Below are 25089 nucleotides of genomic sequence, written 5' to 3' on the forward strand. Positions count from 1 at the left end.
TATGCCTCCCGCAATTTTTAAAATAAAAAAACCCTCTTCTATCCGACAAGAAGAGGGCATGACTTCATAAAGAATCACTAGGTCTCTTCTTATCTCCCAGGCTTCTCGCCTGCTGGAATTGGCACAGTACTTTTTAGAAAAGTCCGCTGCCGAAGCATCATCAGGCCAGTCCCTCCGCTTCTCTGGATAAGAAATCTATTAATTTTTTGAAAACAAAAAACCTCTTCCTGAAAGCCAAGAAGAGGGTAAGATCATAGGTAAAAGACCGTTCACTCTTCTTATCTCTCAAGCGAAATCACGCTTGTTGGAGTTGGCACAGTTCTCATGGGAGTCTGCTGCCGAGGTTTCAAAGGGCCAAATCCCTCCACCTCTCGTGATAAGAAGTTTCATATTTTCGATGTGAGTCCTACTTTACGCTGGTATTTTCAGAAAGTCAACACTTTTTCAGAAAAATTATCACTGCTTAGAAAGCCTGCGGTATCGATATTGCTGCCACTGAAAACGAATAAAGCAGCCCACACAAAAGCCCAAAATGGCAACAAATGCAGCAAGCGCGACCATAACGGTAAAGATATATGCCAGAGTCATCCAGTTCATCATATATCCAAGAAAACCAAGGCTAAGACAGATCACTGCAATAAGCTGATTAAACTGCTGCTGGTCAAAATCCTCTGGTATATATTCTGAAGGCTTTTTTCTCAAAAAGAGCTTTGCCGTCTTCATAATAGGATTAAATTTAAAAAGAAGTCCCATTAATCCTGCTATTAGAGGTATAAGAAGAAACCAGCCAAATCCTGTAATCCAAGCGGCTGCAACAGATAAAACAATAAACCATTGATTCGTTAATACAAGAGGTTTAGGAATGGCGTTCATTTAAATCCCACCTGTCTGATTGGAATATAAGTATTTTACTCCAGTTTTTGTCTTTTGTGAAGACAAATGCTTCAGGAATCTATTGACAGTTAAAAGCTGATCATGATACGATCATTAAAACCAACTAAACCAATCAGAATTAAATAAATTATCAAGAGTGAACGAGAGATCTGGCTCCCCGACTTCACAGCAACCACCGGCAAACGGAAAGGTGCTCCCACCAGCAAAGCTATCCGCTTTGGTTGATAAAGAAAAGCCCTCTCTTTATTGCCAGTGAAAGATAGGGCTTTTCTTCTATTATTGTTGAATTGGAGGAACGGAAAATGACTAAAATAAATCACGCTGTATTGCCCGGTGCTGAGAGCTTTTTTTATAAAGGAAATGAGATTGGCATTCTGCTTTGCCATGGCTTTGTCGGAACACCGCAAAGTGTGGGGGAGCTCGGAAAGCTGCTTGCAGACAAAGGCTTTACCGTCCTTGCCCCGCGGCTAAAAGGTCACGGGACTAATATTCTCGAGCTTGAAGCCTGCTGTTATACAGATTGGATCAAAGACGTTGAACAGGCTTATTTAAAGCTAAAAAAAATCTGCCGCATCGTATTTATTGCAGGTCAATCAATGGGCGGAATCCTCGCTGTGCATTTGGCTGCAAAATATAAAGAAATCAGCGGTGTGATTACAATCAACGCAGCTTTACGCGTGCCTGGATACGAGTCTTTTGAAAATCAGTCAGAACCAAGGTACATCCCCGAAGGAAAACCGGATATAAAGGCAGAAGGAATTGAAGAAATCACATACTCAGCTGTTCCGATTACAGCCGTCCACAATCTCCTTAACCTGATAAAATCTGTAAAACCAAAGCTTTCAAATGTCTCATGTCCGGCGCTCATCTTTAAATCCGAAGAAGATCACGTCGTCCCTCCGGACAGCTCCGATACCCTTTATGAAAAAGTCTCATCAACTATGAAACAAATCATCAGTCTAGATAACTCCTATCATGTTGCTTCCATGGATTACGATAAAGAGATCATTGCCGATAAAACAGCGGACTACATTCGTTTATGCTGTCATCCAATTTATAAAATGTCCGTTTAAATTATGACTTTAAACGGACATTCCTGCTAAACTAAAAGCAGGTGATAAACATGTTCTTAAAATCAATCAAATTAAAAAAAGAAGAGATTCCTTCGTTTGAAACATATCCTTTTTCCATTCCGGCCATTTCAAACATGGATGAACTGAAGATTAAAAGCCCTGTTACTTTTTTTGTCGGTGAAAATGGGTCCGGCAAATCGACATTGATGGAGGCTATTGCTTATCAGTGCGGGTTCAATACAGCCGGCGGCACCCATCATCTTTATGAAACGAGGAGCTCTCAATCTGATTTAGGGAAGTATATCAGGCTTGCCTGGATGCCAAAAATCAAAAATGGCTTTTTCCTGAGAGCCGAGTCCTTTTATCAGTTTGCATCCTATCTGGAAGAACTGAATGAAGACCCGTTATCGGGTAATGTATTTGGATCATATGGCGGAAAATCGCTCCATCATCAATCACATGGCGAATCCTTTTTATCTCTTTTTCTCAATCGCTTTGGCAAAAAAGCCGTCTATTTACTGGATGAGCCGGAGGCCGCTCTTTCCCCGTCAAGACAGCTGACCCTGCTGCGCATCATTCATGATTTAACAAAAGATGGTGACACACAATTCATTATTGCCACACATTCTCCTATCTTGCTTGGATTTCCCGGTGCAAATATAGTAAGCTTTGATTCGCACCGCATTGCCGAAATCGATTATACGGACACAGATCATTATCAGATTACAAAGTATTTTTTGGAGAATCGGGACCGGTTTTTGGAGGAGCTTTTTAAGGAAGAATAAACAATGACCTCTTGAGCTTCAAACAGGACATGAATGGTCTGTAAATAAAGGTGGTAACGCAAATACAAACCTCATCTTAAGACTTACTTAAGTCTATGGATGAGGTTATTTTGTATCCAAAAAGGAGGATAAATGACATGTCTATATTTATAGGAGGTGCCTCGTATGAAACATCATCAATCTCAGGATAATTGTAATAGGCAATCAGTTTTTTGTGCCATATTCAGACCTTCAGCAAGCCGCGAAAGCCTCTGGCAGCATAGTAGGAGTCAGCTCCATTATGATATACAAAAACGTTGTCATAGCGGCAATCACAAAAAAGAGCACCACCGAGTTCTCTAATATCATTGGGTGTTTGCACCCAGCTTGATGTTTTCATATCGAAATGTTCAAGTTTCTGCAGCTCTCGATATTGTTCTTCATTCAATAGTTCTATGCCCATGAAGGCTGCCATGTCAATAGCACTATTTTCAGGCTTATGTTTTTTTCTTGACTCTAGCGCTTTACGGTCGTAACAAACACTTCTGCGGCCTTTAGGACTTTCTTTTGAACAATCACAGAATATGTATTCGTCCTTTTGTTTATCATAGCCAACAACATCAGGTTCTCCTCCGGTCATTTCCATTTCATTGAGCGACCACATTTTTTCAGGATTTGCATCCAGCTTTGCTTGGACTTTAGACCATTCAAGACCTTTATGACGGTTCATGTTTTTCTCAAAACGCACTTTTAATAGATTGAGTAATTCTGCACTTTGTTGTTGAGACAACTGTTTTTTATTGCTTTTTGTCATGTCAGTTCCTCCTAATTGTATTTACTTATAATGATTTTTATATAAATATCTATTTGTTTTATAATAAATTATTGTGTGATTTCAGCTTACAAAAAAAATAGGAGTAAGTAAATTCGTTTATTTTATTCCAAAAACAAGGAGACCTTAGCGAACGAATCATTCAGCATCACCTGTTAAGTGTCTCCACTTTTCTCCCCAAAAACCAAATTGGGGGGAATCATTGCATACGTTTGATTCCACTTTCCTGCGCAAAATCCAAATTGGAGGAATCATACCAGGTGTTTGTTTCCACTTTTCTCCGCAAAAACCAAATTGGAGGAATCATACCGGGTGTTTGTTTCCACTTTTCTCCGCAAAAACGAAAATGGAGGAATCATCGGATACGTTTGATTCCACTTCCCTGCGCAAAATCCAAAATGGAGGAATCATACCGGGTGTTTGTTTCCACTTTACTCTGCAAAAACCAAATTGGAGGAATCATTGCATACCTTTGATTCCACTTCCCTGCGCAAAATCCAAAATGGGGAATCATACCGGGTGTTTGTTTCCACTTCCCTCCACATAAACCAAATTGGACGAAAGTATAACCCCGTCCAAAAATAGGACAGGGTTAATCTAAAGTTGTTTCATTTTGATAAAAAACACTTCACGAACTTAAAACTTACCAATAAAGTCGTTTAGAAACATTCGTCATAAACTCACTTCTGCACAATCTGAATAAGGTTGCCGCATGTATCGTCGAAGACAGCTATTGTGACTTCGCCCATTTTTGTCGGTTCCATCGTAAACTTCACGCCTTTTTCCATTAATCGTTCGTACTCTTTGCGAATATCCGCAACGCCGAACATTGTTGCCGGGATGCCATCGGCAGATATCTTCTTTTGATACTCCTTTGCGGCAGGATGTTCATTCGGTTCGAGTAAAAGCTCGGTACCGTCTTGATCATCGGGAGAAACAAGCGTTATCCATCTGAATTTCCCCATGGGAACGTCATTCTTTTTTAGAAATCCCAGCTTCTCTGAATAAAATTCCAGTGCCTTGTCTTGATCTTCAACGAAGATACTGGTAACAATGATTTTCATACTATTTTTTCCTCCTTCGATTTCTGCGAGGTAACTGTTGATCCAACTATATTAATCATTATAAAACACTGAATTCCTCATCTTTTACATCACTAATGAACATATGACCCGGGGCATGAGTAATCATTATGGAAGGTTTACTTTGTATGGCTGCAGCTTGAGGGGTAACGCCGCAAGCCCAGAATACTGGAATTTCACCTTCTTTGATTGTTACTGAATCACCGAAATCCGGCTTTGAGATATCGGGGATTCCAATTTGACCCGGGTCGCCAATATGAATGGGTGACCCATGTACAGCAGGAAAGCGGGTGGTGATTTGAATCGCGCGGATGGCATCTTCGGGCTTCATGGGCCGCATACTGACAACAGTCGGGCCTTCAAATATCCCCGCTTTTTCACATGGAATATTGGTTTTATACATAGGAACGTTACAGTTTTCTTCAATATGACGAATAGGAATCCCGCTATCCATTAGCGGGGTTTCAAAGGTAAAACTGCAGCCCAGTAAAAAACCCACCATATCATCTTCCCAATACTCTGTAATCTCTTTTACTTCTTTCGTATAAATACCATTTTCATAAATCCGATACTTAGGAATATCCGTGCGAATATCAGCATCTTTTGCCATTTTTCCTGGAATGAAAGAACCAGGTTCCGTTACATCTAATAATGGACAAGGCTTTGGATTACGCTGACAGAACAACAGGAAGTCAAAGGCATATTCTTTCTTTAAAATAACGAGATTTGCTTGTGTATAACCTTTTGACATGCCGGCAGTTGGTCCAGTAATGGTTTGTTTGCGAATAAGCTGCCTTATTTCACCTGGGTCCATATTTTCATAGTTTTTCAACTGTAATCACTCTCCTAGAAACTTAAGGCTGTTTTCGCATTCATTGTTGGTATTAGTTACCGTGGATTTCCGCTGCCATCCACTTACTCATGTTTTTTCAACTCATCCTCTAGCTTTTCTGTGCTGATCTACAAGGATGGGATTGCCATCAGGATCTTCAATTGTAAAACTTGCAGGCCCTTCGCTTGTTTCATCTGCTTCAGACAGTATTTTAATTCCTTTTGCTTTAAGCTGCTTTTGGATATCGCGAATGTCCGTAAACGATTGAAGATTTTCAGCATTTTCATTCCAGCCTGGATTAAACGTCAAAATATTCTTTTCGAACATCCCTTGGAATAAACCAATTATGCAGCTTTCATTCTTCATAATGAGCCAATTTTGGGTAATATCTCCACCCAAGGCTTGAAATCCAAGATTTTCGTAAAATATTTTTGATTTGTTTATGTCTTTTACACTTAAACTTACAGAGAATGCACCAAGTTTCATATTCATATTTCCTCCAGTTTGGAAATTAATAATTTTGAAAGTTCGCAGTATTAATTAAGTATACCTTATTACTTATTAGAACACATTTCAGTTTTGCCCAATCCTTATAAGATAAAACTAAAGAAACACTCCAATTTTTATGATTGAAGTGCAAAATTTGCTAGTTTTAATGATTACACAATCTCTTCCTTCAGTCTCTCAACTCCGTACCTGTTCAAAAACTTCGCAAAATACTCGAGTTTTTTCCCGTTTTCTGCGTATACGGCAATGATTTTTTCAACGGCTTGATAGAGGTCTTCAGGCTGCAGGCTTTCTAAAAATAATTGACCAATTTGTGCATTTTTTCCTTTTGCATGGCCTCCAATGAACAGGTCATAGGCGTCTTTCATTTTAATGATGCCAATATCATTGACGAGCGGCTCTCCGCAGGCATTCGGACAGCCGGTGTAAGCCACCTTTAATGGAAAAGGAACAGGCTTTCCTTTGATTCTCTCATTTAGTTTGGCAGCAACCGGCATTCCTTCTTCTTCAGCACCTTTGCAGAAGTTGCAGGTGCGTAAACTCTTTACATAATTGCCGACAGGGTACCAATGCAGTCCGGCTGTTTCAAAAGCTGTTTTTGCTTCTTCAAGTCTGCTCTCAGGAATATCTAAATAGAGCTGCTGGAAGGTTGTCAGTTCGAGCTCCTGATCTTCTTCCATATAATCAGCAAGCGTGATCAGCTGTTTGGCTGTAAGCTTTGATCCGAAATTGATGCCTCCATTTACAGCAAGCTTTACCATTTTATCCTCCATATTCAAATCCCACGCTCCTGTTTTCTTTCAAGTATAGCTTTTTTTCAGAAAAGTGTGAATGATGTCAGACTCGGTTTTTGCAGCCTGTTAAAAAGGTTAAGACTGAGTAGGCGGCTAAACGGCTTGTCATATCGCGGAAATCAAGCGTCGGATCAATTTCAACAATGTCCATGGCTTTCACCGACGGTATTTCTCCTAAAAACCGGATTGCTTCAATCAGCATGCGGGAATCCATGCCTCCCGGACCAATTGCCGGACATCCCGGTGCAAACGCCTGATCCATGACATCCATATCCAGAGAAACATAGATGGTATCTACCTCTTTCAATAACTCTTTCACACATCCCTCGAGAATCTGCAGAATTCCGTTTTCATAAACGTCCTGCATCGTGAAAATATGGACGCCTTGTTCTTTGCCGAAATCGGTATATTCTTTGCCATTAGAAAAGTCGCGAATGCCAATCTGATAGAGGTGTTTTCCTTCCAGCACACCTTTTTCGATCAGCTGTCTAAATGGTGTTCCATTTGACGGTCCTCCATCTTCAAGGTTGCGCAGGTCATGGTGAGCGTCGAACTGAATAATTCCAGCCTTTCCTTTTTCTTTTTGAAAAGCAGTAAAAATCGGTGCTGTGACAGAATGATCGCCGCCAAGAAAAAGAGGAACCATCTGCGGGTGTTCACTCAAAACTCCCTCCACCGTCGTTTCGATTCTCCGGTGTGATTCTGAAAGGTCTGTTACATGCATAGAAATATCGCCAAAGTCTATGATTCTCTCTTCTTTTAAATCTGTATTGTCATGGATCGAATAGGTGGTAAAAGCGTTCATCATTTTTCTGATTGTTTCAGGAGCAAATGATGCCCCTGAATGGCTGATTGATGGCTTAGATAATGGAACTCCAACTAACCCAATGCCTTCACAAATCTCATGATCCCGTTTTTTAAGCAGCGTTCCAGCCCGTGAAATCCCCCGGTCTGTGAATCTTGCATCATGAGAAAGAAAGGGAAGATGGCTCACGGTGATCCCCCTTTTCAAAAACAATGTCACCTTTCTTAATCACGGTCCTCGCGTGATTCACGCCGAAATGATAAGGGATATATTCATAGTTTCCCGCATCCCAAATGACAAGGTCCGCCTGCTTCATTGGGGCGATAATCCCACGAATGCCGCCTAACCCGATGGCATGGGCTGCATTAACAGTGACAGCATTCCAAATTTCTTTCACCGTCATTTTATACATAACCGCTGCAAACGACATGATCAGCTGAAGATTCTCAGTCGGACAGCTGCCAGGATTAAAATCAGTCGCAAGTGTCACCGCGACTCCTTCTTCCAGCATCTTTCTTGCTTTGGCATGATCCGGTTTGTTGAGATAAAAAGAGGTGCCAGGCAAAAGGCAGGCAATCACCCCTTTTTCAGCCATCAGTTTAATCCCTTTATCTGAAGTTCCGACTAAGTGCTCGGCACTGACGGCACCCAGCTCAGAAGCCAGTTCCGCACCGCCTAATGGATCAATTTCATCCGCATGGATTTTCACTTTAAACCCTTTTTGCTTTGCTTTTGATAAAAACACTCTGGACTGTTCAATCGAGAATACGCCTGTTTCACAAAAGATATCGACAAATTGAGCTAATTCTTCTTTTTCAATCACATCCAGCAGCTGAACCATTTCTTCTAAAAAAACGTCCGGCTGATGCTTATGCTCTGCAGGTATGGCATGCGCACCCAAAAAAGTTGAAACAACTTCGGCGGCGTGCTCTGCGTTTAATTTTTTTGCAGTCCTTAGCTGCTTCAGCTCTGTTTCCGGGTTCAAACCGTAGCCGCTTTTCGCTTCAACCGTGGTCATTCCATATGAAAGCATCCGGTCAAGATGTCCGGCTGCTTTTTCGAAAAGCTCCGCTTCACTAGCAGCCCGCGTTGCTTTTACCGTTGAAAGAATGCCGCCGCCCTGTTTCAGGATTTCCAAATAAGGAACTCCCTGCTGCTTCAGTCCCATTTCATGCTCACGGGATCCAGCAAACACTAAATGAGTATGAGGGTCAATGAGGCCAGGTGTAACAAGCTTTCCTTCACAATCGATCCTTTTCTCAGCTTTCCATTCAGATGCTTCTTCATTTGAGCCAATAAGAGCGATCCTTCCATCGGCAATCGCAAGTGCCTTGTTTTCAAGAACAATCAGCTCATCCATGTCCTTGCCGCATAGAGGACCTTCTTTTTCATAATCCATCGTCAAGAGCTGTCCGATGTTTTCAAGTATTAGATCATATTTCATATAAGAACCTCCCCTATTCCTGCATCGGAATGCGTACGTTGTGTTCTTTGGCAAAAGTCTGCGCCTCTTCGTAGCCCGCGTCTGCATGTCGGATAATGCCCATTCCAGGATCAGATACGAGAACTCTTTCTAATTTGTGTTTAGCTGTTTCCGTTCCGTCTGCGACAACGACCATTCCTGAATGGAGAGAATAGCCCATTCCTACTCCGCCGCCATGGTGGAAAGAAACCCAGCTTGCACCGGCAGATGTGTTTACTAATGCATTTAATACTGCCCAGTCTCCAATTGCATCGCTTCCGTCCTTCATCGCCTCTGTCTCGCGGTTTGGAGAAGCAACAGAACCGCAGTCAAGGTGATCGCGGCCAATGACGATCGGCGCTTTCAGTTCTCCTGTCCGTACTAGCTCATTAATGGCAAGGCCCATCTTCACACGTTCTCCGTAGCCAAGCCAGCAAATACGAGCCGGCAGACCTTGAAAAGCAACATGCTCATGTGCCATATCAATCCAGCGCAGCAGGGCTTCATTTTCTGGAAAAAGTTCTTTGATTAACTGATCTGTACGGTGGATATCAGCAGGATCACCAGATAGAGCTGCCCATCTGAATGGACCTTTGCCTTCACAGAAAAGCGGACGAATATAAGCTGGCACAAAGCCCGGGAACGCAAATGCATGTTCCACTCCTTCGTCTTTTGCTACTTGACGAATATTATTGCCGTAATCAAACACGATCGTTCCGCGCTTTTGCAGCTCCACCATACATCTTACATGCTCTGCCATTGATTTTTTTGACTTCTTAACATACAAATCCGGATGATCCTGCTTCAACTGCAGCGCTTCATCCATCGGTAAATCATGCGGAAAATATCCGTTTAACGGGTCATGTGCGGATGTCTGGTCAGTGAGGATGTCAACCTTGATGTTTTTCTCTATCACTTCATGAAGAACATCTACTGCATTTGCCACTAATCCGATTGATAGAGCTTTTCCTTCTGATTTCGCTTCCATTGCCCATTGCACCGCTTCATCCAAAGAGTGTGTCAGTCTGTCACAATACTTTGTCGCAAGTCTCTTCTCAATTCTGCTTTGATCAACATCAGCAGCAATTACAACTCCGCCATTCATCGTGACTGCAAGAGGCTGTGCCCCTCCCATACCGCCAAGGCCTGCCGTCAAAGTGATTGTGCCTTTTAAACTTCCTCCAAAATGCTCCTTTGCCACTGCAGAGAATGTTTCATAAGTTCCTTGAAGAATTCCCTGTGTTCCGATATAGATCCAGCTTCCCGCCGTCATTTGGCCATACATGGTGAGGCCTTTTTGATCTAGTTCGTGGAAGTTTTCCCAATCTGCCCATTTTGGCACAAGAACAGAGTTCGAAAGAAGGACCCGCGGGGCATGTTCATGCGTTTTAAATATCCCGACAGGCTTTCCTGATTGAATGAGAAGCGTCTCATCATGCTCCAATGATTTTAACGACCGGACGATCCCACCCAGTGCCTCCTGATTTCTCGCGGCCTTTCCGATTCCTCCGTAAACAATGAGCTCTTCCGGCTTTTCTGCAACCTCAGGATCCAGGTTATTCATCAGCATGCGGAGCGCTGCCTCCTGCTCCCATCCTTTGCACTCTAATTCCGTTCCCCGTTTTGCTCCTGTAAATTTTGCTTTCATGATAAAATTTCCCCCTTTTTATCGTTATGATCTTTTTTAAATCTATTTACATCCGCTTTTTTCAGCCAGGCGGCAGCAGCTTTCCATATCCTTTGAAAAAACCCTGTCCTTCGTAATCGCAGGGACCACTGTTCTTCCATGAAAATAAAATGTTCTTGTCGTTTCAGACATCTTCTCAATTCCCCGGTAGGCGGCTGCCTCCATTGCACAAATCAATTCAATCGCAAGCACACGTCTGCAGTTTTGAATAATTTGATAGGCATGCCTTGAGGCAATCGTCCCCATGCTAACGTGATCCTCCTGATTTGCGGATGATGGGATTGAATCCACACTCGCAGGGTGAGCAAGCGTCTTGTTTTCAGAGACAAGCGACGCAGCACAATATTGCATGATCATCGCTCCTGACTGGAGACCGGGCATTGGACTCAAGAACGGCGGCAGATCATTGAGCTGCGGATTGACCAGCCTTTCAATTCTTCGTTCGGAAATATTAGCAAGCTCTGCGATGCCCACCTTCAAAAAATCCATGGCAAATGCAATCGGCTGACCGTGGAAATTCCCTCCTGACAAAACCTTTTTGCCATCATCAAAAATCAGCGGATTATCCGTAGCTGCATTCATTTCTATTTCAAGCTTATCTTTCACATAAGAAAGGACCTGAAGACTTGCCCCATGAACCTGAGGGATGCACCTTAAGGAGTAGGCATCCTGAACCCTCAGCTCTCCCTGATGCGTGACCAGAAAGCTGCCTTTCAGAATCCCTCTGATTCGCTCAGCCACTTCCATTTGCTCTTTGTAGCCGCGGGCAATATGAATGTCTTCATCAAACGCATCAATGATTCCTCTCAGACCTTCAATCGTCATTGAAGCAATGTAGTCTGCCTGCAGCGCCACCGCTTCAGCTTCAATGTAATTGACGAGTCCCATTGCCGTCATTGCCTGTGTCCCATTTATTAAAGCCAGACCTTCTTTAGCCTGCAGCGTCACAGGATGAAGTCCCGCTAACTGAAAGGCTTCTTCGGTCTCCATTTGCCGGCCCTGATAAAAAACCTCTCCTTCTCCGACAAGAACAAGTGCCATGTGAGACAAAGGAGCCAAATCTCCGCTTGCTCCAAGTGAACCCTGCTGCGGCACAACGGGATGAATCTCGTGATTCAGCAGCGATACAAGTAATGATAAAACCTCCCTGCGGACACCGGAAAAACCTTTCAGCAAGGCATTTAGCCTAAGCAAAAGCATCCCCCGTGACACCTCTTCAGGAAACGGGTCTCCGACACCGCACGCATGACTTCGAATCAAATTGATCTGCAGCTCTTCTGCATGTTCGGCATCAATCAGGACATCACTGAATTTCCCAAACCCCGTTGTAATTCCGTAAACGACCTTCTTCTGAGCGACTATGTTTTCAACTGCTTTTCTGCTCTTTTCAACCTTTTCCCACACATAGTCTGGAATATGAATCATGGCTTTTTCATATAAAACCTTCTTCGCGGATTGTATGGTGAGTGAACTTCCCGTTAATTCAATCATCTTTCTGCTCCTCTTTTGTTCAAAATAAAAATCAAAAAGGAGGCCATACCAATAGAAACACGCAAAACCGTGTTTTCTACCGATACAGCCCCCTGCTATCTATTAACTATGGGTGCATCTTAAATATGATTAATTCCCAAACCCATTGCCTCATGCTCTGAACCTTTAACAGGCGCACCTATTGTGCCGTACAAAGCAATCGCAATCCATTCGCCTTCCGTTTCTGCCTCGTAAGGCTTGCCGCGGACAATGGCAAAACGAAGTCCCACTGTGCGCAAAACACTTCCAAGCTGAACCTGCCCTCTCGTCACGCCATGAAGCGCTTCCATTATGGCATGATACAAAGAGTGTGTTTCACGGTATCCATCAGGTGATATCACACCTGAACGCTTTGCTGCCGTTTCAATGGCCGCCACTACTTTATGCGTCTCCATTGAACCCGTTTTCCCCTGACAAAATTGAAATCCCTGCTCTGTCAGCTGCTGCCCATAAAATTGATCGTCTTCACCGAGCAAAACGAGCTGCATGGCATTTTTACCAATACGATGATCCGGTTGTATGCTCATATCGATTCTCACTTCATACTGAATTTTCTGATAAACTAGTGTCTACCGTTAGTTTATGATTGAATGTGAAAAGTGTCAAGGGGTTAATTGGTGTCTGATCCAGTACTGCTGAATCGGATCGAGAGAATGACTTTTGTAATCGCCCAGCTGCCCAAATGAACAAAGAGGAGTAGAGACAGCATCATCGCAGGGCTCAAATCCACTCCGAAAAGCAGAAGGGTGAAGAAAAAATAGATGGCCGCCATCGTAAAGATCCATGCGACAGACCGTGATTTCTGTTCAATGAAATGAAAAACTTCATCCACTCCCCTTTTTTTCTTCGCAAAATAAAGTCCAAGCCACCAGGCAATTAGACCCGCTGCCATGCCTCCGTATAACCCGATAAAAGCCCCAGCTGATTCCATCATTCTTCTCCCCCATCCTCAAAAATAAAAATCTCTTCAATTCTGCACATAAACGAATTGGCAATCTTAAATGCCAGTTCCAAAGACGGATTGTACTTTCCTGATTCAATCGCAATAATTGATTGTCTCGAAACGCCTACCTGAACCGACAGCTGTTCCTGAGTCATTCCTTTATCTGCGCGCATTTCCCTGATTCTGTTCTTCATGTCCCTCCACCTTGTAAAGCTTCCTTTACGTTAAGTTTACTTTACATGGAATAAAAAGTAAACTCTTTTTTAAACTGAAATAAAAAAGAAGAGAAGCATACGCCCCTCTTCCTGCTTACCATTCTTCTGGTTACCTCAATCCGTATGCCTTTATGACATCCTGAGTGATTTTATTGCCGGCATCATCCCAGGCAGATGCCCTTAGTGACACATGTTTGCTGTTTTTTGGGTTGTTGATTTTAGCGGTCCATTTGTTCTCTGCTGTTTGCTCAAGCTTAACTGTCTTCCATGACTTTCCTTCATTGAAAGAAACTTCGAGCGCAGCACCTTCTAATTTTCCGTATCCTTCAACTCCATCCAGTTTTGCAGCAGACAGTTCCAGGTTCGTTGATGGTGCGGCCAATGCATCACCGTACATATCCGTTTCAACCTTGTAGTCAAGAGAATAAAGCGGAAGCGGTTTACGAGAGTTCTCTTCTATTCCAGACCAGAAGGTCCACTCTGTGTGTGTGCTGACTGAAGTATCCCAACGTTCCGGATCCCGCTTGGCATCTGTTACTAAGCGGTATTGCTTTCTTTCTTCCGAAATCCCGCTGAATACATTTAAAGCCTGACTCGTTCCCTGTTTAATCAAGGTATCTCCCAGATAAAGCTTGTGTGTTTGATTTTTAAGCGATTCATCAAAGTCCGTTCCGCCTGTGTGTCCTTTTCCTGAATCAGCCCAGGCAGGAATGTTAAACTGGAACGAGTTCCCGCTGCGGAAAGGTGTCCAATATCCGTCACCCAGACGAGGACGGACGACTGGCGAGAACCACTCTTCCTGCAATCTTTCCCCTTTTTTATACGTCACAGCCGGCTGGCGTACTGCCCAAGTGCTGTCTAAAACTTCAGCCTGGTGATACCAGCGTGTTCCTTCAACAGCTGAGACCCACTCGGTTCGAACAGAAGGAAACGGCATTTTATACATGAAACCTACTGCTCTAACCGTATGAGGGCGCAGGTCAAAGCGGAATTCCCCGCCAGGAGTTTCCTGATCAGACTTATAGCGTGCATCGATTTTTACAAGTTCACGTGTAGAAGGAGCATAGGTCAGATCCTTTGGAATGTTTTCACCATGAACATCCATTAAATCATAGACGTATGGCGTGTTCGTTTCGCCTTCAACGAACAGCTTCAGGTTGCCTGAACGTGCAGCCTTAATCACTTTGTCTCCTTCGCTCTTGCTTATGCCGGCAACAGCAAGGGGAATGTCTGTGTAATCCGTATTGCCTGCATAAACGCTGAACTCCGTATCTTCATAGTTGACGATGATTAAAAGCTTCGCTCCGGCTGCATGTGCGGCAGCAGCCTGCTGTGATGGAGTAACATCCGCATTGCGGTCAACAACGACAGCCTTTCCTTTTGCATTCAATCGCTCAAAATCAGCCTGAGATCCGCTTCCTGCATAAACCGTTGATAAGTTATATTTTCCATCAAGCAGCGTGCTGCCTGCTAAAGGAATATCATCGAGCACTTTATCTTTAAAGTGGATTTGAAGATATGGCTTGATTAAACGCCAGCGGTTCAGCATCTCAAATTCTCCGTTTTTCACTTTCTTTGTCGGAGCAGCATACATTTTATCGATCCATACCGGCGCCAAGTACACGTGGTTCATCGATTTCCCGTCAAGAGAGCGGTAGTATTCCAGGCGCTGGTAGCTCGGCTCTGTCTCTTTTGGCACATTCACTTTTATTTCGTTTGCTTTTCTGGCATCAAACTCAACGGTTTGAGGTCCGTCCAGAACAATTTCAGGGTTTCCGACTAATGCAACCCCGCGGTGGTCTGTAGTTGTATCTACTTCCATCATGGACATAGCGGAGTATGTGCCAGGGCGCAGACGGAATTCCGCTTCTCCATTTACAGCGACGAACTCTGGAATCATATCCTTGTTAACAAGACCAACGTAAGCAAGGGTTGGATTGCCGCTGCGGTCTTTAGCTGTCATTTTTAACGTGTATTTTTCCTCTTCTTTCACCGTGCCGAGTGAAGTATGAGCCACTTGTTTCCCGTTTTCCAATGCCGTCAAATGACCTTCATACCTGCTTCCTGCTTCACCAAATTGCGGATCAAGCGTGATGGAAACGGTTTTAGTGCCGCCAGCCGGAATTGAGATCTCGCTTTCAGAAATCGTCAGCATACCATCTCGTGCAGCGTTCCCGTTTGTATTTTTAAAGTCAGCTTGTAGAGTCAATGTGACAGCTGTGTCCGAATCATTTGTATAAGTGACTGTTTTTTGAACAGGCTGTGCATCCGCGTTCGGCCATTTAAAGAAACCGAATGACAGAGAACCCGTTGCCCGGACTTTGCCTGCCTGCAGCCGGCAGATCCAGACGGCCTGTACCAATGTGATACGGAGAATATGGCAATTTTTTAGACGTGCTCATCAGTGCTTCTTTTAACTGAGTGCCGCTCCAGCCAGGATTCTTCTGCAAAAGCAGGGCTGCAGCACCGGCAACGTGCGGAGTAGCCATGGACGTTCCGTTTAAACTCTTATATGAGCCGGTTCCAGCCGAAAGTCCTGAACGCGCGGCAACGATGCCGACTCCCGGAGCTGATAAGTCAGGTTTTAGCCCCTTATCTCCGTAGCGCGGTCCTTTAGATGTAAAGCCTGCAATCTTATCAGACTTATCAACTGCTCCAATTGTTAAGGCAGCATCTGCAGCTCCAGGTGAACCAATCGCCCCTTCCGCTCCATAGTTTCCTGCTGCGATGACGAAGAGAGTTCCTTTTTCTTCACTGATCCGGTTAACTGCCTGTGCCATTGGATCGGTTCCATCAGAAGGTTCAGAGCTTCCGAGACTCATATTCACGATTTTCGCGTTTTCAGCTGCCCATTCCATGCCGTCAATGATCCAGGAATCAAGACCGCTTCCTGAGTCATCAAGCACTTTACCTACTACTAGACGAGCTTCAGGGGCAACCCCTTTATTCTTTCCTTCAGAAGCAGCGCCATTTCCAAGGACGGTTGAGGCAACATGTGTACCATGACCGTGTTTGTCGTCAACCTGCTGTCCCGGCACAAAGCTTTTTGACGTTTCAATCTGGCCCGAAAAATCAGGGTGGGCTGGATCAATCCCCGTATCAAGCACAGCTACTTTTACGCCTTCCCCCGTAAACCCTGATTCCCATACTTGCGGAGCACCGATCTGCGGCACGCTTTGGGCAAGAGATGCTTCTACTTTTCCATCCAGCCAGATCTTGTCAATCCCCTTTTCAAACTCAGCTGTTTCCGGTTTCTCTTTTTCTAAAGCTGCTGTTTCAGGGGTGATATCTTCCCAGAATGTTTCTGCATCCTTTTTTGATGCAGAAAGCGCAGCACCGTTAATACTTTCAAGTGCACGTACTGTCTTTGCCCCTTTTGGCTCCGATTTAGCTTGAGCAGCCCGCGCTTTCGTCTCTTCATATTCCACGATTACCGGGAGAGAAGCGAGACTCTTGTCGTCATAGCCATTTTCAATTAATTCCGTTACGTTAAATAAATCCTTGTCCAATTTGTCAGCTGCCAAGTAAGGCATAGCCGAATTTGGAATGACGAACGTTTCTTCACCGATGGTCATGATCTGTGCTCCTGCACCGTTTTGATCGGCAGGCTCCACATTGATCACGCTTTTACCGTCTTCTATCTTTTTAACCGTGACAATATCGCCTGTAATCAGTGTGATTTTATGCTCGTCTTTATTTGTTATCGTATTTATTATGGAAGAAGTCTCAGAAGTTTTTTTCAGATTTGTTTGATTAATTGCTTGGACGCTGCTGAAAGTTGAGGAAAGCATGACTGCAGATACAGAGGTTGCGACTAACGACTTTAGAATAAATTTTCTCAATATACATCCTCCTAAATAATACAAATAAATTCTTTCAATATGTACATCTGGATGTAAGTAACATGCACTCATAGATAAGAGAGACGAACCGTTTGCTGCTTTCTGGAAAAGACACCTCCTCTGTAAATAAAATCCTCTTAAACTGAGTTTCTGTAATGATGTTTATTGCCAAAGAATTTAATAGAATTGTATATTGCCGGATGCAAAGTAACAATTGGGGTTTTTGAATGGTCTTGTGAACTATTCAGAACGATAGAAACTTCAATTATGATAAAAAAAATTGAATATCTGAGGCAAAGTATCTATTTAACCGCATTTAAAATTGGGGTTTTTGCTCAAACTATGGATTATTTTGAAAGATTATGAATGTAAAAATGATAGAACTTGAAAACTGAAAGGAATGGTTTTGTTTGCTGCAAAACGTTACATAACTCAGCAACCCGGTTCATTCATATGGAGCTCTGCCAATCAGCGGACTTGGTTGTTAACCTGCTGAATAAAAATAAAAAGGAAACTCCGCTTGAATTGGAGTTTCCTTTTTAAAAATGACAGCGCCGCTTGTTTAACAAGTATGTCCGCCTTTTTCACTATTTTTAAATGCCAGGGTGTGCTCACGATGCATGATCCTGTTCTGACGCCCTTCTTTTTCGTTTTGCAGCAGGCCATCACGTAGCTACGGGTTCTTTTTCATTCATCAAAAGACGAAACGTTTCTTGATCGGACTCTGCAGGAAGCTCGTATTGGTCTTTATATTTCTCGCTGCCTTTCCCGGTCACAAGAATCCAGTCTCCCGCTTCTGCCAGTTCCCATGCTTTTTGAATGGCAAGAGTCCGGTCCGGCACGAGCAAGTCAGCTTCTTTGCCTGAAGACTTCAGATACGCTTTCAGCTCGTCAATCATTTCGTTTTGCTCAACACCGTTTAAATCGTCAAATGTCAGAATCGAACAGTCGCTCATGCGCGACGAGATCTCCATCATTTCCGCCCGTTTGCTTTCATCACGGTCGCCTCTGAAGCCAAAGACATGAAAAATCCGCTTTGCTCCGCAGTCTCTCGCCGTTTTCAGAATGTATTCAAACGCATCTGCCGTATGGGCATAATCAATAACCGCCGTTGCATCCTTGGGATGGCTGTACATTTCGAACCGTCCAGGGATTCCTTTGAAGGTTCGAAAACCTTCAATAAGCTTTGCTGAGTCTACGCCAATTTTCCGTCCAGTCAAATAGGCCATTGATGCATTATAGATATTATGAAGACCCGGAATGCTCATGGAAAAACGAAGCTTTTCTCCGTTTTCAGTGACTTCAAAATTTGAGCAGTGTACATCATTTTCCGATGTAAAAACAAGGTCATCCATTGATGACCGTCCGAAAGTGGACACCTGAATGTTCCGCTCTTTCAGAAGGCAAGCCAGCTTCTGACCCCATTCATCATGGGTGCTGATGATTGCCTTTCCGCCCTGTTTCAATTTTGAAAAAGCTGCTGCTTCACTTCAAAATACTCTTCGATCGTATTGTGATAGTCCAGATGTTCATGAGCAAGGTTCGTAAAAAGACCTACATCAAATTCGATTCCTTCCAGTCTCTTTTGGGAGAGCCCGTGTGAAGAAACCTCCATAATCACAGCGTCATCCTTGCTTTCAGCCAGTAACCGCTGCAGCTCAAGCGGATCAGGCGTCGTGTTCTTTGAAACGTATGCCTGTCCATTGATCACATTGTGAACAGTGCCAAATAACGCACATGAATAGCCGGCATGCTGCAGAATGTGCCTCAGCATAAAAGAAGTCGTCGTTTTTCCGTTTGTTCCCGTAATCCCGATCATAATGTGTTTCCGCGATGGATAATCATAAAAGTGTGCAGCAAGGTTGGCCAGCGTATCTCTGCTGTTAGCTACCCTGACGTATGGAACCGGCAAATCCGTCAGATCTTTTTCCCCAACAACGGCCGCAGCTCCTTTATTGATCGCATCCTGTATAAAATCATGGCCATCCCGTTCAAAGCCTGAGATCGCAACAAATAAGCAGCCTGGTTTGATCTTGGCTGAATTTGCGTCGATTCCTGTGATTTCGGCAGATCCCAGTTCTTCCTGATTTAAAATGGAATGGCCAGTCTGCTCGAGCAAAGTAAGTAATTTCATAGTTGATCTCCTTATTTCATGGCATCCGTTCTGTTATGTTGCGTCAAAAAGAGCTTTGTTATCATTTTGCGTTATGTGATACCATATCTGTTCGAAATCATTCCGGTTTTATGAGGGAAGAATGGAGATGAAAATATTGGATATTGTCGAATTAACGTGTGTTTGGGCTTTTTAGCGGCAAAAAAAATGAAGGTGACTCGTCAATTTTGGTGAGTTACTAGTTATTTGCTCCCCCTGCTTATCGACCTTACTGACTAATTGAAATGGGTGGATCAAAAAACGGCTCCAACTAAGGAGCCGCCTAAAAGGGGGATCTATGTTAACTATTCACAACCTCTTTTTGAGAGAGCTTCACTTTTTCAGTGATTTTTTCTCCTTGGCGGTAGAACTCTACATTTATTTCATCACCAATATTGGTTTGTGAATAGAGAAATTTGCGCAGTTCATTTGAATTTTTGATGGCTGTGCCGTTCATCGCAACGATGACGTCTCCTTCTTGCATGCCAGCTTCAGATGCCGGTGATCCCGGGCTGACACCCTGTACAAATACTCCTTCTGTCACTTTGTTCGGAAGCTGAAGCGTGTTTGTGCGGTACTGCTCAGGCACTTCGCTTAGGTCAAGAAGACCAACACCTAAGAAAGGACGATCTACTTTTCCTTTTTCCAGCAGTTCATCTACAATTGGCTGAAGGTCGTTGCTTGGGATCGCAAATCCTAATCCTTCCACCCCGTCCTGTGTGATTTTCAGGCTGTTGATGCCAATAACCTGGCCATTCATATTCAATAAAGGTCCGCCGCTATTTCCTGGATTAATGGCCGCATCCGTTTGAATAACATTTAACTCCCAGCTGCCTTCAGAAGTTGAAATTGGAATGGTGCGGTCTGTTCCGCTGATTATACCTTCCGTAACCGTGCGGGAAAAATCGAGTCCAAGCGGATTTCCAATCGCCACGACCCTTTCACCTGCACGAAGCTTGCCTGAATCTCCAAAATCAGCAACCGTTTTTGCATATTTGCTGTCAATTTTAAGGACGGCTGTATCTGTTAACGGATCCGCTCCAACAAGCTCAGCCTGTGATTTTTCTCCATCTGAATAAGAGATTTCGATACTGTTTGCTCCCTCAATGACATGGTTGTTTGTAATAATGTAGGCTGTATCTCCATCTTTTTTGAATATAACCCCTGAACCCGTTCCTGCTTCAGCATCCTTAGTTCCGCCGCCAAATCCCTGCTGCTGCTGTTTATTTGATATTCCTACAATCGCAGGCGACAGCTTTTCCACCATATCCGCAATATCGCTCGTTTGACTAATAGGCTGAGTATTCACTGTACTTGAATCATTTTCTTCTTGTGAAGTATTTGAATTAATGGAATAAGAAGGTTCATTTGTGCTTGTCTCTTCATCAAGAAAAGGCTGTACCCCAAGCACCAGCGCTCCTCCGACTACCCCGCTGATCACAGATGACATAACCGCTCTCCATCTGGACGGCTTTTTTTGAGGCTGTCCAGATCTGACCATCATTTCTCGTGAGTCCGTGTCTAATAATGTATCTTTCCGTTCTGTATCGTCGTAATATCCCATCATGATTCCTCCTAGTGATTTTCTTTGTTAACCCTACTATAAAAAATCATTTTGGGAGAAAGATGAAAAGATTATGTGAAATTGTTAAATGATGACCATATCTGTGAAGACATTGTATAATTACGTATTAGAAGGAGCGTGAATCGGTTTGTCATACTCTATTTTTCTTGTGGAAGATGAACAGAATTTAAATGATTTGCTGACAAAATATCTGGAGAAGGAAGGCTATAAGGTCACCTCATTTACAAATGGGGAAAAAGCGCGCCAGGCCATTCATGAAACTCCTCACCTTTGGGTTCTCGATATCATGGTACCGGATGTTGACGGCTATCAATTGATAAAAGAAATTAAATCGGCATCGTCAGATACTCCTGTTATTTTCATTTCTGCGCGGGATACAGATATTGACCGGGTGCTCGGGCTTGAGCTTGGAAGCGATGATTATATTTCAAAGCCTTTCCTTCCCCGTGAACTTGTCATTCGCGTTCAAAAGCTGCTGACCCGTGTTTATGAAAGCAGCACAGTTAAATCAAGCGTACAGCTTCCGCCTTATACGATTGATGAAAGTGTGCGCTCGGTCTCGCTGAATCAGCAAAATCTGAATCTAACTTCTAAGGAATTTGATTTATTGCTGCTGTTTTTGCATAACAAAGGCCAGGCTTTTTCGCGTGAACAAATGATTGAGCATATTTGGGGAAGCGATTACTTCGGCACAGACCGTGTGTTAGATGACCTCGTCCGCCGCCTCCGCAAAAAAATGCCTGATTTGAAAATAGAAACCATTTACGGTTACGGATACAGGATGCTGACGGGATAATGAAAAATAAATCATTGACGTTTCAAATTTGGATTGTGATCTCAGGGATTCTTCTCGTCATTTCCTTGCTGCTGATGATCATATTCCCAACTACACTCAGGAATTTTTTCACAAACGAAATCTATACAACGATTGAAAATGAGCAGCATATTCTGACGGAATACCGGCTTCAGGGAAATGTGCAGATGGATCCTCTCACCAGGAACGGAGAGAAACTTTCGCCTGACCGGTCTGTTCAGCACATCATTCTCCCTGAGAGTGCGCCTTTTTTTTACAACGAGAAAAAGCTTCCATTGAGGTTTCTTCAAGAAACGCAATCACTTGCTTCTAATCAAAAGGACATTACGGAAGAATACTCGAGGGAAATCAATCATGAACGGCTCTTTTTTGTAATCAAGAAAGTGACTGTTGACGGGCAGCCTGCATTTCTTCTTTCTTATGCATGGGATTCTTACCGAAATGACCTTGTGCTGACTTTGTTCAAGCAGCTTGTTTTCGTCATGATCATTGTGTTTCTTTTCAGCTGGATTCCGTCCATCTGGCTTGCTAAATATCTCTCGCGTCCTATTGTCTCTTTAGAAAAAGATGTGAAAAGAATTTCGAACGAAGATTGGCATGAGCCCGTTGTACTTGATCGAAGCGATGAAATTGGAAAGCTTGGAGAAACAATTGAAGTGATGCGAAAACGGCTTGTTCAAAAGGATGAAGCACAGCGCACCCTGCTGCAGAATATCTCCCATGACTTAAAAACGCCGGTTATGGTTATCCGCGGATATGCGAAATCAGTGAATGACGGCATTTATCCAAAGGGCGATCTGACAAGCACGATGGATGTGATCGAGGAGGAAGCACAGCGTCTGGAGAAAAAAATTAAGGACTTGCTGTATATAACAAAACTTGATTATTTATCTTCGAGAAACTCCGGTAAATCTGAGGTTGAACTGAATGTGACCATTCGCGGGGTCATCGACCGCATCAGATGGTCACGCCAGGAGCTTGATTATGAAATAAACCTGGAATATGCGGCTATTCATGGCGATAATGAGCTGTGGATCAAGCTGCTTGAAAACTTATTTGAGAATCAGCTAAGATATGCGGATTCAATGATTGGTGTTCATCTAAAACAGGCGGGGAATGACTTCCTTCTTAAAATATGGAACGATGGTCCTCCAATTGAAGAGGGCGTTCTGCCCCATCTGTTTGAACCTTTCCATAAAGGCAGCAACGGGGAATTTGGACTCGGCCTCAACATCGTAAAAAGAATCGCCGAGCTTCATCACGGTACAGTTTGGGCTGTGAATGAGGATGGTATGAGTACGTTTTATGTGAAAGTACCAAAAAGATAGCAGGAGGCAGGGACGTAACGATCATCTCCTGAATTAAAGCCTAACATTGAATAGTGTGAAAAGGTTATTTTCGCATAGATTGTTGTTTTCATGATAAATAATGTCCGTTCCTTTCCGCTCCAGGAACTTGCTTTCCGCGGGGAGCATGGGAGCCTCCTCGGCGTTGCCTGTGGGGTCTCCCACTTTGCTCTATTTCCCGCAGGAGTCAAGTTCCTTCCGCTGCAATCCACTTAAGGTTTCTATCATTTAGCCTGCAGCAACAATATTTATGAAAAGAGGCAAAGAAAAAAATCCGAACTAAAACGAAATTCAAGTTGGAATTTCACATAATAGTTCGGATTGTTTTTGTCTGAAAACCTTATGTCCCAGCCTCTTTATATGATTTCCGTGCAGCCATCCCAATAACATAAAAGAACAGCTTTCATGCTGCTCTTTCAATGCCATCTTAATTAACATCTCCCAAATATATCTTTTTCGGCTTCTTCCCAGATTCAAGTTCCATAATGGAAGTCAGCATCGACATCGGATAAAGCCGATAATCGGTAAGGTTTTTTACAGGCAGCCATTCAACACCAATTTGGCCTTCATCGGGAATGACACCCGCGGCCGGTGCTGGCTGTCCTTCTTTAATGCGGCATAGAAACATCAGATCCAATTGATGAAATCCTTTATCCCAATCAAACCCATGATTCCCCCCGACATAATCCCGAACAAAAATCAGGTCATCAATTTCCACTTCAACCCCAATCTCCTCCATACACTCTCTTTTCAAATTTTCATGAAGGTTCTCGCCATGCTCCTGTCCGCCGCCCGGCAAAATATAGAATGGTCCGATCTCATCTTCTTTCTTAATGACTAAAATCTTGCTGTCAGTAATAATAATGGCTTTTGATGCTGTACGTACCATATGTGATCTCCTTTTGAGTGAAATTTCATCCTCCCCTATTATATTGGAATTTTAAAGGTACTTGTCATTTTTTGTACAAAGTTTCAATTAACGGGATATGACAAGAGTCGCACAATTTTCTAAAAACATACCTTATGTTTACTGCTTCACATACAGGGAAAATGAATATCAGATAAGTAAAAGGAGGTTTTCCTTATGGGAAGATTAAAGGATAAACTGGCGGTTATAACAGGAGCAGCAACAGGAATTGGCGCTGCGACTGCAGAGGTTTTCGCAAATGAGGGAGCAACTGTGATTTGTGCAGATATTAAGGAAGATGAGCTGCACGAGACGGTCGAAGCCATCCGCTCAATTGGAGGACAGGCGGAAGCTTATTATCTGGATGTTGCTGAAGAAGAGAGTGTTGTCTCTTTTGCAGAAAAAATAAAGCAGGCATACGGAAAGATTGATATCCTCTTCAACAATGCGGGAGTCGATCAGCAGGGCGGAAAAGTCCATGAATATCCTGTTGAACTGTTTGACCGGATCATTGCTGTAGATTTGCGCGGAACCTTTCTGTGCAGCAAATATTTGATTCCGCTTATGCTTGAAAATGGCGGCTCTATCATTAATACGTCCTCAATGTCCGGGCGTGCAGCAGATCTTGACCGTTCAGGCTACAACGCTGCAAAAGGCGGCATCACAAACTTCACTAGAGCGATGGCCATTGACTATGCCAGGAATGGAATTCGGGTGAATTCTCTATCCCCAGGCACAATCGAAACACCTTTGATTGATACACTTGCCGGCAGCAAAGAAGAAGAAATGGGACAGAAATTCAGGGACGCGAATAAGTGGATAACACCGCTTGGCAGATTAGGAAGTCCAAAAGAAATGGCGACTGTGGCTCTCTTCCTTGCATCTGACGACAGCTCTTATGTGACGGGAGAAGATATTACAGCAGACGGCGGAATTATGGCCTACACGTGGCCGGGAAAAATGCTGATCGAAGAAAAATGGAAAAAAGAAACGGAATAATGGTTATCTGGGGTACTCCTGTTT

Annotated in this window: 23 protein-coding genes, 1 pseudogene and 3 riboswitches; of the genes and pseudogenes, 5 read left to right on the plus strand and 19 right to left on the minus strand. The window is 43.4% G+C overall.

Translation table 11 applies throughout. The features are described from left to right. Positions 1 to 86: 86 nt before the first annotated feature. A riboswitch (SAM riboswitch) is annotated at positions 87 to 193 on the minus strand. Positions 194 to 275: 82 nt separating this feature from the next. Next, a riboswitch (SAM riboswitch) is annotated at positions 276 to 383 on the minus strand. Between the two features lie 73 nt (positions 384 to 456). Continuing rightward, positions 457 to 873, minus strand: a complete 417-nt coding sequence (locus AC3ISE_RS19480; RefSeq protein WP_489222238.1) for a DUF4395 domain-containing protein — start codon at positions 871 to 873, stop codon at positions 457 to 459. Between the two features lie 145 nt (positions 874 to 1018). Further along, positions 1019 to 1125, plus strand: a riboswitch (SAM riboswitch). A 71-nt stretch (positions 1126 to 1196) separates the two neighbouring features. On the opposite strand from AC3ISE_RS19480, the gene AC3ISE_RS19485 reads away from it, so the two are divergent. Together AC3ISE_RS19485 and AC3ISE_RS19490 are read left to right on the plus strand one after the other, a co-directional pair. Continuing rightward, the gene (locus AC3ISE_RS19485; protein WP_489222239.1) at positions 1197 to 1967 is read left to right on the plus strand and encodes an alpha/beta hydrolase; all 771 of its coding nucleotides are present in this window, start codon (positions 1197 to 1199) and stop codon (positions 1965 to 1967) included. Between the two features lie 50 nt (positions 1968 to 2017). Then, on the plus strand, positions 2018 to 2752 hold the full coding sequence (locus AC3ISE_RS19490) for an AAA family ATPase (protein ID WP_489222240.1): 735 nt from the start codon (positions 2018 to 2020) through the stop codon (positions 2750 to 2752). A 223-nt stretch (positions 2753 to 2975) separates the two neighbouring features. Here AC3ISE_RS19490 and AC3ISE_RS19495 read toward each other — a convergent pair whose 3' ends face one another. The 17 genes and pseudogenes from AC3ISE_RS19495 to AC3ISE_RS19575 form a co-directional block, all read right to left on the minus strand. Beyond that, complete coding sequence (locus AC3ISE_RS19495; RefSeq protein WP_489222241.1) at positions 2976 to 3545, minus strand: DUF4256 domain-containing protein; 570 nt, start codon at positions 3543 to 3545, stop codon at positions 2976 to 2978. Positions 3546 to 4243: 698 nt separating this feature from the next. Continuing rightward, positions 4244 to 4627, minus strand: a complete 384-nt coding sequence (locus AC3ISE_RS19500) for a VOC family protein (protein ID WP_489222242.1) — start codon at positions 4625 to 4627, stop codon at positions 4244 to 4246. A gap of 58 nt (positions 4628 to 4685) precedes the next feature. Then, complete coding sequence (locus AC3ISE_RS19505) at positions 4686 to 5477, minus strand: putative hydro-lyase (RefSeq protein WP_489222243.1); 792 nt, start codon at positions 5475 to 5477, stop codon at positions 4686 to 4688. Positions 5478 to 5579: 102 nt separating this feature from the next. Further along, on the minus strand, positions 5580 to 5963 hold the full coding sequence (locus AC3ISE_RS19510) for a VOC family protein (protein WP_489224392.1): 384 nt from the start codon (positions 5961 to 5963) through the stop codon (positions 5580 to 5582). Positions 5964 to 6136: 173 nt separating this feature from the next. Continuing rightward, the gene (locus tag AC3ISE_RS19515; RefSeq protein WP_489222244.1) at positions 6137 to 6763 is read right to left on the minus strand and encodes a nitrite reductase; all 627 of its coding nucleotides are present in this window, start codon (positions 6761 to 6763) and stop codon (positions 6137 to 6139) included. A gap of 58 nt (positions 6764 to 6821) precedes the next feature. Then, positions 6822 to 7772: a formimidoylglutamase gene (gene hutG, locus AC3ISE_RS19520; protein ID WP_489222245.1), complete on the minus strand. Its 951-nt coding sequence runs from the start codon at positions 7770 to 7772 to the stop codon at positions 6822 to 6824. Continuing rightward, positions 7744 to 9027, minus strand: a complete 1284-nt coding sequence (gene hutI, locus AC3ISE_RS19525; protein ID WP_489222246.1) for an imidazolonepropionase — start codon at positions 9025 to 9027, stop codon at positions 7744 to 7746. The genes hutG and hutI overlap by 29 nt, the downstream gene beginning before the upstream one ends. Positions 9028 to 9040: 13 nt before the next feature. Next, positions 9041 to 10693 (minus strand): urocanate hydratase, encoded by a 1653-nt coding sequence (gene hutU, locus AC3ISE_RS19530; RefSeq protein WP_489222247.1) that lies wholly within the window; start codon positions 10691 to 10693, stop codon positions 9041 to 9043. A 42-nt stretch (positions 10694 to 10735) separates the two neighbouring features. Further along, entirely contained in the window at positions 10736 to 12223 is a 1488-nt protein-coding gene (hutH, locus tag AC3ISE_RS19535; RefSeq protein WP_489222248.1) for a histidine ammonia-lyase, read from the minus strand. 119 nt (positions 12224 to 12342) lie between these two features. After that, the gene (gene hutP / locus AC3ISE_RS19540) at positions 12343 to 12789 is read right to left on the minus strand and encodes a histidine utilization transcription antiterminator HutP (RefSeq protein WP_070874867.1); all 447 of its coding nucleotides are present in this window, start codon (positions 12787 to 12789) and stop codon (positions 12343 to 12345) included. A gap of 83 nt (positions 12790 to 12872) precedes the next feature. Further along, positions 12873 to 13196, minus strand: a complete 324-nt coding sequence (locus tag AC3ISE_RS19545; RefSeq protein ID WP_489222249.1) for a hypothetical protein — start codon at positions 13194 to 13196, stop codon at positions 12873 to 12875. Beyond that, a complete protein-coding gene (locus AC3ISE_RS19550; RefSeq protein WP_489222250.1) occupies positions 13193 to 13399 on the minus strand; it encodes a helix-turn-helix transcriptional regulator in 207 nt (68 codons plus the stop codon). Before AC3ISE_RS19550 ends, AC3ISE_RS19545 begins: the two co-directional genes overlap by 4 nt. A 130-nt stretch (positions 13400 to 13529) precedes the next feature. Then, positions 13530 to 15782: a PA domain-containing protein gene (locus AC3ISE_RS19555; protein WP_489222251.1), complete on the minus strand. Its 2253-nt coding sequence runs from the start codon at positions 15780 to 15782 to the stop codon at positions 13530 to 13532. Continuing rightward, the gene (locus AC3ISE_RS19560) at positions 15703 to 17262 is read right to left on the minus strand and encodes a S8 family peptidase (protein ID WP_489222252.1); all 1560 of its coding nucleotides are present in this window, start codon (positions 17260 to 17262) and stop codon (positions 15703 to 15705) included. Before AC3ISE_RS19560 ends, AC3ISE_RS19555 begins: the two co-directional genes overlap by 80 nt. A 665-nt stretch (positions 17263 to 17927) precedes the next feature. Next, on the minus strand, positions 17928 to 18530 hold the full coding sequence (locus tag AC3ISE_RS19565; protein WP_489224393.1) for a glutamate ligase domain-containing protein: 603 nt from the start codon (positions 18528 to 18530) through the stop codon (positions 17928 to 17930). 9 nt (positions 18531 to 18539) lie between these two features. Further along, positions 18540 to 19396, minus strand: a pseudogene (locus tag AC3ISE_RS19570) (Mur ligase family protein); the annotation flags it as partial. A 319-nt stretch (positions 19397 to 19715) separates the two neighbouring features. Then, a complete protein-coding gene (locus tag AC3ISE_RS19575; protein WP_489222253.1) occupies positions 19716 to 20981 on the minus strand; it encodes a S1C family serine protease in 1266 nt (421 codons plus the stop codon). A gap of 145 nt (positions 20982 to 21126) precedes the next feature. Here AC3ISE_RS19575 and AC3ISE_RS19580 point away from each other — a divergent pair, with 145 nt between their 5' ends. Together AC3ISE_RS19580 and AC3ISE_RS19585 are read left to right on the plus strand one after the other, a co-directional pair. Beyond that, positions 21127 to 21795 carry a response regulator transcription factor gene (locus AC3ISE_RS19580; RefSeq protein WP_489222254.1) on the plus strand — a complete coding sequence of 223 codons (669 nt, stop codon included), beginning with the start codon at positions 21127 to 21129 and terminating at the stop codon, positions 21793 to 21795. After that, the gene (locus AC3ISE_RS19585) at positions 21795 to 23141 is read left to right on the plus strand and encodes an ATP-binding protein (protein ID WP_489222255.1); all 1347 of its coding nucleotides are present in this window, start codon (positions 21795 to 21797) and stop codon (positions 23139 to 23141) included. The genes AC3ISE_RS19580 and AC3ISE_RS19585 overlap by 1 nt, the downstream gene beginning before the upstream one ends. A gap of 445 nt (positions 23142 to 23586) precedes the next feature. Here the strand turns inward: AC3ISE_RS19585 and AC3ISE_RS19590 are convergent, their stop codons facing one another. Next, positions 23587 to 24048 carry an NUDIX domain-containing protein gene (locus AC3ISE_RS19590; protein ID WP_489222256.1) on the minus strand — a complete coding sequence of 154 codons (462 nt, stop codon included), beginning with the start codon at positions 24046 to 24048 and terminating at the stop codon, positions 23587 to 23589. Positions 24049 to 24243: 195 nt separating this feature from the next. On the opposite strand from AC3ISE_RS19590, the gene AC3ISE_RS19595 reads away from it, so the two are divergent. Continuing rightward, a complete protein-coding gene (locus tag AC3ISE_RS19595; protein ID WP_489222257.1) occupies positions 24244 to 25065 on the plus strand; it encodes an SDR family oxidoreductase in 822 nt (273 codons plus the stop codon). Positions 25066 to 25089: the final 24 nt, after the last annotated feature.

It is taken from the genome of Metabacillus sp. KH_069 (assembly GCF_057838075.1).

Coding starts and splice junctions, on each gene's coding strand:
- hutU (WP_489222247.1), bottom strand. CDS start 10,693: ATGAAAGCAAAATTTACAGGAGCAAAACGGGGAACGGAATTAGAGTGC.
- AC3ISE_RS19550 (WP_489222250.1), bottom strand. CDS start 13,399: ATGAAGAACAGAATCAGGGAAATGCGCGCAGATAAAGGAATGACTCAG.
- AC3ISE_RS19485 (WP_489222239.1), top strand. CDS start 1,197: ATGACTAAAATAAATCACGCTGTATTGCCCGGTGCTGAGAGCTTTTTT.
- hutP (WP_070874867.1), bottom strand. CDS start 12,789: ATGAGCATACAACCGGATCATCGTATTGGTAAAAATGCCATGCAGCTC.
- AC3ISE_RS19575 (WP_489222253.1), bottom strand. CDS start 20,981: ATGATGGGATATTACGACGATACAGAACGGAAAGATACATTATTAGAC.
- AC3ISE_RS19565 (WP_489224393.1), bottom strand. CDS start 18,530: ATGAGCATTCCGGGTCTTCATAATATCTATAATGCATCAATGGCCTAT.
- hutH (WP_489222248.1), bottom strand. CDS start 12,223: ATGATTGAATTAACGGGAAGTTCACTCACCATACAATCCGCGAAGAAG.
- AC3ISE_RS19585 (WP_489222255.1), top strand. CDS start 21,795: ATGAAAAATAAATCATTGACGTTTCAAATTTGGATTGTGATCTCAGGG.
- AC3ISE_RS19545 (WP_489222249.1), bottom strand. CDS start 13,196: ATGATGGAATCAGCTGGGGCTTTTATCGGGTTATACGGAGGCATGGCA.
- AC3ISE_RS19590 (WP_489222256.1), bottom strand. CDS start 24,048: ATGGTACGTACAGCATCAAAAGCCATTATTATTACTGACAGCAAGATT.
- AC3ISE_RS19480 (WP_489222238.1), bottom strand. CDS start 873: ATGAACGCCATTCCTAAACCTCTTGTATTAACGAATCAATGGTTTATT.
- AC3ISE_RS19500 (WP_489222242.1), bottom strand. CDS start 4,627: ATGAAAATCATTGTTACCAGTATCTTCGTTGAAGATCAAGACAAGGCA.
- hutI (WP_489222246.1), bottom strand. CDS start 9,027: ATGAAATATGATCTAATACTTGAAAACATCGGACAGCTCTTGACGATG.
- AC3ISE_RS19510 (WP_489224392.1), bottom strand. CDS start 5,963: ATGAAACTTGGTGCATTCTCTGTAAGTTTAAGTGTAAAAGACATAAAC.
- AC3ISE_RS19490 (WP_489222240.1), top strand. CDS start 2,018: ATGTTCTTAAAATCAATCAAATTAAAAAAAGAAGAGATTCCTTCGTTT.
- AC3ISE_RS19495 (WP_489222241.1), bottom strand. CDS start 3,545: ATGACAAAAAGCAATAAAAAACAGTTGTCTCAACAACAAAGTGCAGAA.
- AC3ISE_RS19595 (WP_489222257.1), top strand. CDS start 24,244: ATGGGAAGATTAAAGGATAAACTGGCGGTTATAACAGGAGCAGCAACA.